The organism is Synechococcus sp. BL107, assembly GCF_000153805.1.
GTDB lineage: Bacteria > Cyanobacteriota > Cyanobacteriia > PCC-6307 > Cyanobiaceae > Parasynechococcus.
In genome coordinates this window covers 1,368,827-1,382,295 of sequence record NZ_DS022298.1, presented here as the reverse complement: position 1 = coordinate 1,382,295, position 13,469 = coordinate 1,368,827, and the positions used below count along the sequence as shown (strand labels likewise).

The 13,469-nt window shown below is 59.5% G+C and carries 12 protein-coding genes; 5 read left to right on the top strand and 7 right to left on the bottom strand.

All coding sequences use genetic code 11. From position 1 onward, the window contains the following. Window positions 1–19: 19 nt before the first annotated feature. Window positions 20–2,041 carry an acetate--CoA ligase gene (gene acs, locus BL107_RS07145; RefSeq protein ID WP_009789629.1) on the bottom strand — a complete coding sequence of 674 codons (2,022 nt, stop codon included), beginning with the start codon at window positions 2,039–2,041 and terminating at the stop codon, window positions 20–22. A 77-nt stretch (window positions 2,042–2,118) separates the two neighbouring features. On the opposite strand from acs, the gene BL107_RS07140 reads away from it, so the two are divergent. Beyond that, window positions 2,119–2,778: an HAD family phosphatase gene (locus BL107_RS07140; protein WP_009789628.1), complete on the top strand. Its 660-nt coding sequence runs from the start codon at window positions 2,119–2,121 to the stop codon at window positions 2,776–2,778. Here the strand turns inward: BL107_RS07140 and sds are convergent. From sds to BL107_RS07115, 5 genes are read right to left on the bottom strand one after another with little or no spacing between them, the layout of a single operon-like run. Beyond that, a complete protein-coding gene (sds, locus tag BL107_RS07135; protein WP_009789627.1) occupies window positions 2,762–3,733 on the bottom strand; it encodes a solanesyl diphosphate synthase in 972 nt (323 codons plus the stop codon). The genes BL107_RS07140 and sds overlap by 17 nt on opposite strands. Window positions 3,734–3,770: 37 nt before the next feature. Next, window positions 3,771–4,559: a glutamate racemase gene (gene murI, locus BL107_RS07130; RefSeq protein ID WP_009789626.1), complete on the bottom strand. Its 789-nt coding sequence runs from the start codon at window positions 4,557–4,559 to the stop codon at window positions 3,771–3,773. Next, window positions 4,556–5,650 (bottom strand): N-acetylmuramoyl-L-alanine amidase, encoded by a 1,095-nt coding sequence (locus BL107_RS07125; protein ID WP_037988256.1) that lies wholly within the window; start codon window positions 5,648–5,650, stop codon window positions 4,556–4,558. The genes murI and BL107_RS07125 overlap by 4 nt, the downstream gene beginning before the upstream one ends. A gap of 3 nt (window positions 5,651–5,653) precedes the next feature. Beyond that, complete coding sequence (locus BL107_RS07120) at window positions 5,654–6,475, bottom strand: carbon-nitrogen hydrolase family protein (RefSeq protein ID WP_009789624.1); 822 nt, start codon at window positions 6,473–6,475, stop codon at window positions 5,654–5,656. Between the two features lie 40 nt (window positions 6,476–6,515). Further along, a complete protein-coding gene (locus BL107_RS07115) occupies window positions 6,516–7,247 on the bottom strand; it encodes a 2-phosphosulfolactate phosphatase family protein (protein WP_037988249.1) in 732 nt (243 codons plus the stop codon). Between the two features lie 63 nt (window positions 7,248–7,310). Here BL107_RS07115 and BL107_RS07110 point away from each other — a divergent pair, with 63 nt between their 5' ends. From BL107_RS07110 to glmU, 4 genes are read left to right on the top strand one after another with little or no spacing between them, the layout of a single operon-like run. Then, a complete protein-coding gene (locus BL107_RS07110) occupies window positions 7,311–8,873 on the top strand; it encodes a UbiD family decarboxylase (protein ID WP_009789622.1) in 1,563 nt (520 codons plus the stop codon). Window positions 8,874–8,897: 24 nt separating this feature from the next. Continuing rightward, on the top strand, window positions 8,898–10,211 hold the full coding sequence (gene aroA / locus BL107_RS07105; RefSeq protein WP_009789621.1) for a 3-phosphoshikimate 1-carboxyvinyltransferase: 1,314 nt from the start codon (window positions 8,898–8,900) through the stop codon (window positions 10,209–10,211). Next, entirely contained in the window at window positions 10,192–11,145 is a 954-nt protein-coding gene (locus BL107_RS07100; RefSeq protein ID WP_009789620.1) for a tRNA (5-methylaminomethyl-2-thiouridine)(34)-methyltransferase MnmD, read from the top strand. The genes aroA and BL107_RS07100 overlap by 20 nt, the downstream gene beginning before the upstream one ends. Before the next feature lie 27 nt (window positions 11,146–11,172). Further along, a complete protein-coding gene (glmU, locus tag BL107_RS07095) occupies window positions 11,173–12,525 on the top strand; it encodes a bifunctional UDP-N-acetylglucosamine diphosphorylase/glucosamine-1-phosphate N-acetyltransferase GlmU (protein ID WP_009789619.1) in 1,353 nt (450 codons plus the stop codon). Between the two features lie 10 nt (window positions 12,526–12,535). Here glmU and murF read toward each other — a convergent pair. After that, window positions 12,536–13,469, bottom strand: a 934-nt coding sequence (murF, locus tag BL107_RS07090) for a UDP-N-acetylmuramoyl-tripeptide--D-alanyl-D-alanine ligase (protein WP_009789618.1), incomplete at its 5' end; no start/stop codon positions are given.

Genomic DNA, 13,469 nt, shown 5'->3' with positions numbered 1-13,469 from the left:
GTCAGCCCACGACCGATTTTTAAGCCCGTAGTCGATCGAGCACGGAGCGATCTTCGAGGGTGCTGGTGTCTCCGGTGACCTCTTCACCAGCGGCGAGGGCACGCAGAATCCGCCGCATAATTTTTCCACTGCGGGTTTTTGGGAGCGCGTCACTGCAGCGGATTTCATCGGGACGGGCAATCGGTCCGATCTCTGTACCGACATGCTTCCGCAATTCAGCTTGGAGTTCCGCGGAGCCTTCCCGACCCGTTTCCAGGGTGACGAAGGCAACGATTCCTTCCCCCTTGAGATCATCAGGACGCCCCACCACCGCAGCTTCTGCAACGGCGGGATGGCTCACAAGAGCTGATTCGATTTCCATCGTGCCCAGGCGATGTCCGGACACATTGATGACGTCATCAACCCGTCCCATCACCCAGAAGTAGCCATCGGCATCGCGGCGAGCACCATCGCCAGCGAAATACAGATAGGAGCCATCCGCTGGACGAATGTGCTCCCAATAACTCTCCCGGAAACGCTGGGGGTTGCCATGCACCGTGCGCATCATTCCCGGCCAAGGAGCACGCACCGCGAGATAGCCCCCCTCGTCATCTCCACAACTGTTGCCCTCAGCATCAATGATGTCGGCCTGAATTCCAGGCAAGGGCAAGGTTGCAGAACCCGGTTTGGTTGGCGTTGCCCCAGGCAAGGGGCTGATCATCACGCCACCGGTTTCGGTTTGCCACCAGGTATCAACGATCGGACAACGGTTTCCACCAATCACGTCGCGATACCACATCCAAGCTTCTGGATTGATCGGCTCACCGACGGTGCCCAGCAGACGAAGGCTGGACATATCGAACTGATCGGGCACCGAACGTCCGCCCTTCATGAAGGCCCGAATCGCCGTTGGTGCGGTGTAAAAGATCGTGATGCCGTGCTTTTGAATCAGCTCCCAGAACGCCCCTGGCTTAGAGGGACGTGGGGCGCCCTCGTACATCACCGTTGTGGCTCCATTGGAAAGGGGGCCATAAACGATGTAGCTGTGCCCTGTAATCCAGCCCACATCGGCTGTGCACCAAAACACGTCGTCGTCGCGACAATCAAAAATCCATTGGAAGGTGAGATGCGCCCAAAGGTTGTATCCAGCCGTGGTGTGCACCACGCCCTTGGGTTTTCCTGTGGAACCAGAGGTGTAGAGAACAAATAAGCGGTCTTCACTCGCCATTGGCTCAGCCACACAGGCGTCGCTTTGGCCCGACACCAACTCATGCCACCACTGATCGCGACCCTCGACCATCGTCACGCCCTGCTTGGTGCGCTGAACCACCAACACGGAGTGAACGGTTGGGCAGGCCCCATCGGCCAGGGCAGCATCGACGGCTGGCTTCAGCGAAACAGGTTTGTCTTTACGGAAGCCACCATCGGCGGTGATCACCGCCTTCACCTCGCCATCAATCAACCGATCTCGCAATGCTTCGGCCGAGAAGCCACCGAACACCACGGAATGGGGCGCCCCAATACGGGCACAGGCGAGCATCGCAATCGCCGCTTCCGGGATCATCGGCATATAGAGCGCCACCAGATCGCCCTTGCCGAGGCCCATGGCCTTCAAAGCATTGGCAGCCTTACAGACCTCGGCATGCAATTCGCGATAGGTGAAGCGACGCACATCACCAGGCTCTCCCTCCCAGATCAGAGCTGTCTTGTCGGCCGTAGGGCCCTCAAGATGCCGATCGAGGCAGTTGAACGACAAGTTGGTGGTGCCCCCTTCAAACCAGCGGGCGAAGGGGGCATCGCTCCAATCCAGAACCGTATGGAATGGCTCAAACCAATGCAGTTCGCGACGGGCTGCGTCTCCCCAAAAGCTGTCCGGATCAGCCTTCGCCGCATCGGCCATGGCCCTGTAAGCCTCAAGGCTGCTAATCGAAGCCTCTGCAGAAAAGCTCGCGGGAGGTTCGAACACACGCTGCTCCTGCAGCACGCTTTCGATCGATGGGTTGGTGTTCGTCAAGGAAGGCTGAACGAGGCGCTTATCGCTCAGGGTAAGGAGCAGATCCATGGTTCTTGCAGACGCTTATCAATCCGTCGAATGCCGTTGAACCGCTTGACTAGAGAAACCGAACCTCCCCTACAGGGATGACGCTTCCACCGGTGGCCTGCTTATTTGACTTGGATGGGCTCCTGCTCGATACGGAGCCGTTCCATGGGATGGGCTGGCGTCAGGCCGCTGCCCAATTCGGTGGCGAACTGAGCGACGAACAATTACTGCAGCTCAGAGGGCGTCGGCGCAGGGACTGCGCTCAGCAAGTCGACGATTGGCTTCCAACCCCCATTGGAATTGACGTTCTCCTGGCGGTTCAACAACCGATTGTTCGAGCATTGCTCCCACAGGCCCCCGCGATGCCGGGGGCAGAAGGATTGGTGCAGCACTGCTGGGATCACGGCATCAAAACAGCCCTCGTCACCAGCAGCAGTCGTGAGGCGGTGGCCTTTAAAACCAGCCACCACCCTTGGGTTGAATCCATCAAAGAACGCATTTATGGCGATGATCCGCAGTTAGCAGCAGGAAAACCAGATCCAGCGCCGTATTTGCTGGCGGCCAAGCGGCTCAATGTGGATCCCAGCGATTGCTGGGCCTTTGAAGATTCAAACGCGGGAATGCAATCTGCTGTAGCCGCAGGATGCCGCGTATGGGTTTTATCGAATGAATCTCAAAATGACCCTCTAACTCAAAATCCCTGCCGGGTTGAAAGTCTTGAGGTTGTTTTAGACCAGCTCGTTAATACAAGCGGCTAAGGACAAAATCAGGCAGCTCGAGCAAGGCCCGCTTCGAGGGTGAATCAGCCATCCAAGCAATTGATTCGCGAGACTCGCGGGCAAATTTCTCGGCTAGTTCTCGGGTCCGAGGAATGGCTTGGGACGAACGGACGAGTTCGAGAGCCTGCTCAAGATCACCAGCTTCGCTGAATTCACGATCGATCAACGTTCCCAGCTCCGGATTTTCTTCCAGTGCATAAAAAGTGGGCGCTGTTAAGTAACCAGTCGCTAAATCACTGGCAGCTGGCTTACCCAACTGCTGATCACTACCCGTGAAATCAAGAATGTCGTCGACAACTTGAAAAGCCAAGCCCAATTGGCGACCGAATTGATAGAGAGAATCCAACTGTTGTGGATTGCACTCACTCAAAACACCGGCAGCTCTCGAGCTATTGGCAATTAAGGACGCTGTTTTGCAATAGCTTTTTTCGAAGTAGGTCTCAAAACTCTGGGACGTGTCGAATCGATAGAGCCCTTGTTTGACCTCGCCATCAGCGAGATCCATGATCACACGACTCAATAATTTGACGACATCCAGATCATCCAGATTGGCAAGATGCCAACTTGCTTGAGCAAAAAGAAAATCGCCAGCAAGAACAGCAACGCGTGCATCGAATCGACTGTGAACGGTGTCCACACCCCGACGGGTCGATGCTTCATCCACCACATCGTCGTGAACCAACGATGCGGTGTGGATCATCTCAGTGATTTCAGCCAAACGCCGATGGCGCTGTGTGAGCTCTCCATCAGCTGCGAGGGCTCTCGAGATCAACAAGACAATGCCAGGGCGAATTCGCTTCCCGCCAGCACTGAATAAATGTTCCGCTGCAGCTTGAAGGATGGGGTGTCCAGCACCAATCAAATTGCGCAAATCGCCGAGCAAAGTCTCGAGATCGGTCTCAACCGGTTGCAGTAGCTCGGTGACGGTGATCATGAAACCCCTCGGCGCCGCGATCCTAGTGGCCTCAGCTTCAGGATTGCAGCACTTCAAGCTGGACGCGTGGACGTTCGCCGAGCCAGGGGGTCGCCCGCGTCGCGAACCCATCCGGATCAGCCGTGACACAGAAACGGCAATCATCAAGATGAAGCCCTTCCCCAACGGATAGTTTCGGAGCTCCGAGAACCGAATCCAGCTGACGCGCCACACCCACAGCCGGATCAATCAACTGGACTGAATCCGGTAACAACTGGCGCAGCACTGGCTCCAACAACGGGTAATGGGTACAGCCCAGCACGATCGACTCCACCGAGGCTTCCAGCAGGGGATGCAAGTACTCCTTTGCTGTACGGCGAAGCTCATCGCTGCTCAAGTCGCCGGACTCAATCAGGGGCACAAACTCTGGACAAGCCTGTTCAACCACCAGGGTGCCGGGATGAAGCGCTTCGATGCTGAAGCGATAGGCCTCGGAGGCAACCGTCGCTGGCGTCGCCAAGACGCCGACCCGTGAGGTTTGAACCATGGCCGCCGCCGCACCGATCAAGCCAATGACCGGCCCCCCTGCCTGCCCCTCGGCCACATCACGGGCCAAGGCATTGGTGGTATTGCACGCCATCACCACGGTGGAGACCTGTTGATCGCGCAACCAAGCCACCACCTCCGCCGCAATCAAGCGAATTTCAGGGGCCGAACGGCTGCCGTAGGGGACGCGGGCCGTATCGCCTAAATAAATGCACTGCACCGGGCCGTGACGTTCCAACACCTGACGAAGCACCGTGAGGCCACCGATGCCGCTGTCGAAAAACCCCAGAAGCGGTGTCATCGCACCTCCTGCTTCAGATAGTTCAAAGTGCCCGCCGCAATCGCTAAGGCCAAGCGGCGACGGTGATCGGCGCGGGCGAGACGCGGTGAATCAATGGCCCCGGTGACGAATCCCATTTCCACCAAGGCTGACGGCATGGTGGTTCGACGAATCACAAAAAATCGGCCCCGCCGTACGCCGCGATTGGGGGTACCCGGCGACACATCCATCATTTGCTGCTGCAGATAGGTCGCCAGACGTCCAGAGCGTGGATCCGAGAAGTAGAAGGTTTCAATCCCATTCACATCCGGCCGTCTCATGCTCAAGGCATTGGCATGAATGCTGATGAAAGCTGTGGCCTCGAATCGATTGGCCAAGGACACCCGCGGCGGTAAATCCACATCGATCTCACTGGTGCGCGTGAGCCGAACATCCACACCGCGGGCCCTCAGCAACGCGGCAACCTGCAGCGATACATCCAGCACCACATCGGATTCGCGAAGCCCACGAATTCCGACAGCGCCAGGATCGGGGCCGCCATGGCCGGGATCAATCACGACCCGATAGCGATTTTTTGGAACGGTTGGGAGGCCCGAGGGGTCGACGGGGGTTCGCGATGGTGCGAACCGGGGGGAGGTTTGCCAGGCCGTCGCCCGTCCCGTGAGATCTCCTTCTCCCATGTCGTTGAGCCCCCGGATGGGTAAGCCGACAAAGGCCATTTCCCATCGATCCGGTGCCGTCCCCCGAAGCCGCAAATCCTCTGGATTCAGATCCACATCGGAGCGAAACTCCACCACGAGCCGGGTTGCCCCAGTCCGCGGTTTACCGATGCGGATTTCCTTGACCGCACCCCTGCCAGCCAGACGGCGGGGAAAGCGCAATTCACCGGGGAAGTCGATCCAGACCCGGGTTCCACGGCCATCACCTGCGGCCTGAAAAAAGGCTTTGAGCTTGGCATTGCGACTCGTACGCAGCTGCAAGACGCCTTGATCCGTCATCGCCCATGCCGCCAGTGCACTCGCCGCTTGGGCGGGCATGGCAGCCAATAGAGCTGGGCACTGCAACACGGCAGCAAGCAGCCAGGCCATTCGGCGTGAAGGCGCCGCAACCATCACTCAGAACAGGGCGGGCTTGCGGTGACGCAGGCTCGGCATCTGATTACGAACACGGCTGAGATGGTCGGTGTTCACCGGGGCAATCGCCGCACCGGTCTGAACACCAGCGTCGGCCAAGACCGTTCCCCAAGGGTCGATCACCATCGCGTGGCCATGGGACTGACGACGGCCGTAGTGAACACCCGTTTGCGCGGGAGCGAGCACATAGGCGGTGTTTTCAATGGCACGAGCCTGGAGCAGAACATCCCAATGATCTTTTCCAGTGAAGGCTGTGAATGCGGCGGGAATCATCAACAAGTCAGCCCCGGACGCCACGAGATATCGATACAGCTCAGGGAAGCGCACGTCGTAACAAATGGACAGCCCCACCCGACACAAACCTGGGATCTCCACCACCGGCGGAGGCGCCTGTCCAGATTTAATCGTTGCTGATTCCCGATAGGTATTGCCGTCGGGCAGATCAACATCAAACAGGTGAATTTTGTCGTATCGGGCCAGGAGCTGGCCATCGCGATCCACCAACTCCGAACGGTTCAACGTTTGGGCACCATCCCCAGCAGGAACAGGAAATCCACCACCGAGCAGGGCCACTTGATAACGCCGCGCCATCGTCACCAAGAAGCGGCTGCACTGTTCAGACAGAGCTGAAGCCATCTCCAATCGACGGGAATCGTCGCCCATGAAGGCAAAGTTTTCCGGGAGGCCAATGAGCTCTGCCCCACGACGAACCGCCAGGTCGATCTGCTCCTCGGCGGCGTTGAAATTCAACTCGGGGTCCTGACCACTGGTGAGCTGAATGGCAGCAGCCAGAAAATCGCTCACAGAATTACGGCAGTCGTTGATTTTTGGACTTTACGAGCGTCTATGCAGCCTTGAGAACTCCAGGTTCGCCTTGGATAGGAACCGTGCTCAGCTGATCAAGGCCGGCGCAACACTGAAAATCTGCATCGTGATTACCGATGCGAATGAGGCGTTGCCCATGGGTCGCCGTTCGCAGGCAAGCCTCGGGGTCGTGCATCCACTGTTTCCAAAGCGCCAGGGCCGCCGTGGCTTCATCATTCGCTGCAGCATTCGCAGCCGCATCCAGTTCCAGCAGACGATGAACCAAGGCCCCGGCAGCCAAGGAGTCTTCGAGCGAATACGACCCTTCCCAACCGCTGCCGACGATGGCAAGCGTGTCGGGCTTGTGCTGATGCAAGCGCTGGGCCACCGCTTCACGGTTAGGCAATGCGGCCGTCATCAATAGGGGAACATCACGAACCCGATCAAGGGCGCGGGTTCCATTGGTGGTGCTCATAAACAGGCGTTTACCAGAAACGATTTCGGGGCCCACGGTCACTGGGGAGTTACCCAAGTCAAACCCCTCCAATTTCTGACCACCTCGCTCCCCCACCAACAGGCGTGCGTCCGCAGGCCAAGCCGCGGCCGCAGTTTGCAAAGCATCGACATCGGCGAAGGCTTGGATGGCCTCGGCGCCGTTATGGAGGGCCCAAGCGATGGTGGTGGTGGCACGCAACACATCAATCACCACAGCAGCACTGGGATGAACGCTCTGCGGCATCTCAGCTGGCACATGGAAGTAAGAAATCTGCATGGCCACGCTGTTGAGCAACGTGCGACACAGTACCGAGATCGATCGCGCCGTTTCTGTCTCCCCATGGCTCTGTTCCAGTCCGGCCCGGCAACGCGTGATCTGAGGGGCTTCCTCAAATTGCTGGAAGAGCGTGGGCAGCTCAAGCGCATTACGGCGCCCGTCGATCCCGATCTGGAGTTGGCCGCGATCGCTGACAGGGTGCTAGGTCAGGGCGGACCGGCCCTGCTGTTCGAAAACGTGATCGGCTCTTCCATGCCGGTGGCCGTCAACACCCTCGGCACCGTCGAACGGGTGGTGTGGAGCATGGGATTAGAACGCGCCGAGCAACTCGAGGACTTGGGTTCGCGACTGGCGTTGCTTCAACAGCCACGTCCCCCCAAAGGCCTGCAAGAAACCAAGCAATTTGCGCGGGTGTTCTGGGACTTGGTGAAAGCCAAACCCGACCGAGATCTCAACCCTCCCTGTCGTCAACAGGTGTTCCGTGGCGATGAGGTGAACCTTGATGCAATCCCTTTAATTCGCCCATGGCCAGGGGATGCCGGTGGCGTCATCACCCTTGGGCTGGTGATCACCAAAGATCCAGAAACGGGTGTGCCCAACGTGGGGGTATACCGCCTGCAACGCCAGTCGGTGAACACCATGACGGTGCATTGGCTCAGCGTGCGCGGCGGTGCACGTCACCTCCGCAAGGCGGCTGCGATGGGTAAAAAATTAGAGGTTGCTGTCGCCATTGGCGTGCATCCCTTGCTGGTGATGGCGGCAGCAACCCCCATTCCTGTGCAACTCAGCGAATGGCTCTTCGCCGGGATTTACGCGGGGGAAGGCGTGCGCTTGGCACCGTGCAAAACCATCGATCTGCAAGTTCCCAGCCACAGCGAAGTGGTGCTGGAAGGAACGATTACCCCCGGGGAAGTCAGCCCTGATGGTCCGTTTGGCGACCACATGGGTTTTTACGGCGGCGTGGAGGACTCCCCGCTTGTGCGGTTCCACTGCATGACGCAGCGACGCGATCCTGTGTTCCTCACCACCTTCAGCGGCCGTCCACCGAAGGAGGAGGCGATGCTGGCCATCGCCCTTAACCGGATTTATACGCCGATCCTGCGACAGCAGATTCCCGAGATCACCGATTTCTTCCTTCCGATGGAAGCGCTCAGCTACAAGCTGGCGGTGATTTCAATTGACAAGGCCTATCCGGGCCAGGCAAAACGGGCCGCCATGGCCTTCTGGAGCGCCTTGCCCCAATTCACATACACCAAGTTCGTGGTGGTGGTCGACAAGCACATCAACGTGCGGGACCCTCGCCAAGTGGTGTGGGCCATCGCTGCCCAGGTGGATCCGCAGCGGGATTTATTCACCCTGGAAAACACCCCCTTCGACAGCCTTGATTTCGCTAGCGAGCAGCTGGGGCTTGGCGGACGCCTCGCCATTGATGCCACGACAAAAATCGGGCCTGAAAAAAATCATGAATGGGGTGAACCCCTCAGCCGGCCAGCCGACCTTGAACAACGGGTTTCGGAGCGGTGGTCTGAGCTGGGGCTCGACGATCTCGGCGATGGGGAAGCTGATCCGAGCCTGTTTGGCTACGCCCTTGATCGGCTCATCCAGGGCATGAAGCTGGGCCAATAGGATCAAAGAAGCATTGCCTGAGCCTTGAGCGCGTCCGCATCCCGAGATCTCAAGACTGGGGGATGCCTCCAAGGGCGCGTCAAAGTCCCCGGCGACAAGTCGATCTCGCACCGTTCCCTCTTATTTGGTGCCATTGCCGAAGGCACCACCACGATCGAAGGCCTCTTACCGGCGGAGGATCCGATCAGCACCGCTGCTTGCCTGCGGGCCATGGGGGTGAGCATCAGTCCGATTGAAGCGGGTCAACTTGTGACCGTGGAAGGGGTGGGCCTTGATGGTCTTCAAGAACCAGACCACATTCTTAATTGCGGCAACTCCGGCACCACGATGCGGCTGATGCTCGGCTTGCTAGCTGGCCGAGCCGGGCGGCATTTCGTGTTGGATGGCGACGCTTCCCTACGCCGACGACCGATGCGTCGGGTGGGCCAACCATTGGCCTCCATGGGTGCCGATGTGCGAGGACGCGACAGCGGCAACTTGGCTCCGCTGGCGGTGCAAGGAACCACATTGCGTGGAACCATCGTTGGAACGCCGGTGGCCAGTGCCCAGGTGAAGTCGGCCATCCTGCTGGCAGCGCTCACGGCCGATGGGCCCACCACCGTGATCGAACCATCGCAATCACGGGACCACAGCGAACGCATGCTGAGGGCCTTCGGAGCCAACCTGGAGGTGGGCGGAGAAATGGGGCGTCACATCAGTGTGAAGCCAGGGGCAACGCTTCACGGCCAAACCGTTGTGGTTCCCGGTGATATCAGTTCAGCAGCGTTCTGGCTCGTGGCTGGAGCCCTGGTGCCCGGATCGGATCTCACCATCGAGAACGTGGGGCTGAACCCCACGCGCACCGGAATCCTGGAGGTGCTGGATCAAATGGGCGCCAACATCGAAATAGTCAATCCCAGGGATGTTGCTGGGGAACCGGTGGGAGATCTCCGGGTGAAGCACGGCCCACTGAAGCCCTTCCAATTCGGGGAAGAAATCATGCCCCGCCTCGTGGACGAAGTGCCAATCCTCAGCGTTGCGGCCTGTTTCTGCGACGGGGAGAGTCGGATCAGCGGTGCAGCAGAACTTCGGGTGAAAGAAACCGACCGATTGGCGGTAATGGCCCGTCAGCTCAAAGCGATGGGGGCCGAGATCGAGGAGCACGACGACGGGATGACCATCCGAGGTGGCAGGCCATTGCATGGCACGGCCTTAGACAGCGAAACCGACCACAGGGTGGCGATGAGCATGGCCGTGGCGGCATTGATGGCCAATGGCCCATCAACCCTGGCCCGCAGTGAAGCGGCAGCTGTGTCTTATCCCACCTTCTGGGACGACCTTGAGCGATTGCACCGCTAAGTCAGGCGATTCGATAGATCTGGGGGAACTCCAGGCCTTTCCGACGGCCGATGGGAGCTTCAGTCTCCACAGCGTGCACTTTGGCGAAGCGTTCCACAACTCCGCTGGTGCGCTCAACGAGGCACGGGCCAAATTCGTTGGCCCCGCCGAACTCGACCGTTTTAAGGGCGGTGAACCGCTGCACATCCTCGATGTGTGCTTCGGGCTTGGTTACAACACCGCCGCCGTGCTGGGGTCCTTGCCGACACCAACCCCTGCCGTGCGTTGGTGGGGACTGGAATTGGATCGTCGCCCGCTTGAACTCGCCTTGTCGCAACCCAGGTTTCAAGCGCTGTGGTCTGAGGATGTGCTTCACAAACTGGCTGCCATCCGCGACCAAGGGGGCTGGTCGACACCAGGGGATGAGGGCAAACAACTCTGGGGGGATGCGCGCGAGATGCTTTCCACCATTCCCGAGGCGGTGCGCTTCGATCTGATCCTGCACGACGCCTTTTCCCCGCAGCGATGTCCGGAGCTTTGGTCGGAGGAATTTCTTGGAGCTCTGGCCCAGCGGTTGGCGCCCGGGGGGCGTCTGCTCACTTACAGCCGAGCGGCGGCGATCCGAGGCAGTCTGAAGCGGGCGGGCCTAGAGCTTCGATCGTTATCACCCGCTCCAGGCGAACGGACGGGATGGAGCAGTGGAACCGTTGCCATCAAGCAGGACAAGTCAGTAGTGGGATGCCGTCCGCTTTCGGCGATGGAACAGGAGCACCTGCTCACCCGTGCCGCGGTTCCCTTCCGCGATCCAGACCAGCGGGATCTGGCCCCCGTCATTTTGGAGCGCCGTCGACAAGAGCAACTGCACTGCGGCCTCGAAGCCACCAACAGCTGGCAACGGCGCTGGCGTGCTGCTGATGCGAACGGGGGCATAGGCAGCACCAAACTCTCCCGGTAGATTCCGCCGGACCCATTCCTGCTCCGCATGCTCGCTGTTGCCGTTCTTGCCGCTGGGAAAGGCACCCGCATGAAGAGTGCCCTACCGAAAGTGCTGCAACCCCTGGCGGGGGCAACGTTGGTGGAACGGGTTCTCGCCAGCGCCAAGAACCTGCAGCCTGAGCGACGCCTGCTGATCGTTGGTCACCAGGCCGAACGCGTTGAACAAACGCTGGAGCACTTGAACGGTTTGGAATTTGTGCTGCAGTCGCCCCAAAACGGCACGGGCCACGCAGTGCAACAACTTCTGCCGGTGATGGACGGATTCGAGGGAGAACTTCTCGTTCTCAACGGTGATGTGCCGCTCTTGCGGGCCGCAACGATCGATGCCCTCGTGCAAGGACACCGCAGTAGTGGTGCCGATGTGACGCTGCTTACGGCGCGGCTGGCCGACCCAACCGGCTACGGCCGTGTTTTCGCCGATACGGATGGCCAAGTGAGCAGCATCATTGAGCATCGCGATTGCAGCGAAGAGCAACGCGGCAACAACCTCACCAACGCCGGTATTTATTGCTTCAACTGGGCAGCCTTAGCAGACGTGTTGCCCCAACTCAGCACAGACAACGATCAGGGGGAGCTCTACCTCACAGACACCGTGGCGATGTTGCCCCGCGCTATGCATCTGGAGGTGGATGATCCGGATGAGGTGAACGGCATCAACAACCGCAAACAGCTCGCCCAATGCGAAGGGGTGTTGCAGCAACGCCTTCGGGACTACTGGATGGATGAAGGCGTCACCTTTGTGGACCCAACCAGTTGCACCCTCAGTGAAGACTGCCGCTTTGGTCGTGACGTGGTGGTTGAACCACAAACCCATTTCCGTGGATGCTGCTCGATTGGAGACAACTCCAAATTGGGGCCGGGAACATTGATCGACAATGCAAGCTTGGGCGATCGCGTCGAGGTCGTGCAGTCGGTGGTGCGAGAGGCAAAGGTGGGAGATGACGTAAGCATTGGACCCTTTGCTCACCTGCGGCCCGCTGCAGACGTCGGCCATGGCTGCCGCATCGGCAACTTTGTTGAAGTGAAAAAGAGCAGCTTGGGGGCCGGGAGCAAGGTGAACCACCTCAGCTACATCGGCGACGCCAGCTTGGGCGAGAACGTGAATGTGGGAGCAGGAACGATCACCGCGAACTACGACGGCGTGAACAAACACCAAACCGTGATCGGAGATCACAGCAAAACCGGTGCGAACAGCGTTCTCGTCGCGCCAGTCACCATCGGTGATCACGTCACGATTGGAGCCGGTTCAACCATCACCAAGGACGTCCCCAGCAAGGCGCTCTCCATTGGCCGCGCCCGTCAAATGACCAAGGACAACTGGGCAAATCGCTCGACCTAGATCCCCAGGCCTAGAAGGACGGCAACAGGGGAAGCAGCCGCTCAAGGGCCACACCGCGGCTGGCCTTCAGCAACACCACATCCCCGGCCCTGAGCCATTCCTTTAAAGGTTTTGCAGCGTCCTCCGGCGAAGACACCACAGCGAGATGGGGCAAGCCAGCGGCAGCGTTCGCCATCGCCCGCCCCTCAGCACCGCCATCCACCACCACCAAACCATCCAGCTTCAGCGCTGCAGCCTGCGTTGCCACATCAGCGTGAAGCTGCAGGCTTTGTGCACCCAACTCGAGCATCGTGCCGAGGACTGCAAACCGCCGACCGGGCTGGGACGACAACAAAGCAAGGGCAGCCATGACCGCTTCAGGAGAGGCGTTGTAGGTCTCATCGAGAAGCGTGAGTCTCCCCTGAACCAAACGGCGATTGCGCCCGCCCGGCACCGACACCTCCATCGCGTTGAGGGAGGCGCTATCAACACCGAGCTGGTCTGCCACCGCCAGGGCCAGCAAGACATTACGGGCGTTATGGCGCCCCTCCAAGGGCAACGGCAGGCGATGCGCACCAACCTCAAGGTGGCCAGCGTCGATGACACCGATGCAATCAGCCGCCACAGGGGTGTCGTCTGCCAACCGAACCCGCACAACCCGGCCGCTCCACACCTTCGAAAGGGCTGACTCGAGCAACGCATCACCGGCTGGGATCACCACCACACCATCGGGTTTCAGGGCGGCTGTGATTTCACATTTCGCGGCGGCGATCGCCTCCCGGCTGCCAAGACGGCCGATGTGGGCTGTGCCGATGTTGGTGATCACCGCCACATCCGGCTCGGTGCAGCGCGACAAGCGTTCAATTTCACCAGGACCGCGCATGCCCATTTCAATCACCAAGGCGCAATGGTGGGAATCCGCAGACAGCACGGTGAGCGGAACGCCAATGTCGTTGTTGTGTTCC

What these genes read in the sequence shown, in the direction of transcription:
- acs (WP_009789629.1), bottom strand. Translation starts at nt 2,041, where the DNA reads ATGGATCTGCTCCTTACCCTGAGCGATAAGCGCCTCGTTCAGCCTTCC.
- BL107_RS07110 (WP_009789622.1), top strand. Translation starts at nt 7,311, where the DNA reads ATGGCTCTGTTCCAGTCCGGCCCGGCAACGCGTGATCTGAGGGGCTTC.
- glmU (WP_009789619.1), top strand. Translation starts at nt 11,173, where the DNA reads ATGCTCGCTGTTGCCGTTCTTGCCGCTGGGAAAGGCACCCGCATGAAG.
- BL107_RS07140 (WP_009789628.1), top strand. Translation starts at nt 2,119, where the DNA reads ATGACGCTTCCACCGGTGGCCTGCTTATTTGACTTGGATGGGCTCCTG.
- BL107_RS07125 (WP_037988256.1), bottom strand. Translation starts at nt 5,650, where the DNA reads ATGGTTGCGGCGCCTTCACGCCGAATGGCCTGGCTGCTTGCTGCCGTG.
- murI (WP_009789626.1), bottom strand. Translation starts at nt 4,559, where the DNA reads ATGACACCGCTTCTGGGGTTTTTCGACAGCGGCATCGGTGGCCTCACG.
- sds (WP_009789627.1), bottom strand. Translation starts at nt 3,733, where the DNA reads ATGATCACCGTCACCGAGCTACTGCAACCGGTTGAGACCGATCTCGAG.
- BL107_RS07115 (WP_037988249.1), bottom strand. Translation starts at nt 7,247, where the DNA reads ATGCAGATTTCTTACTTCCATGTGCCAGCTGAGATGCCGCAGAGCGTT.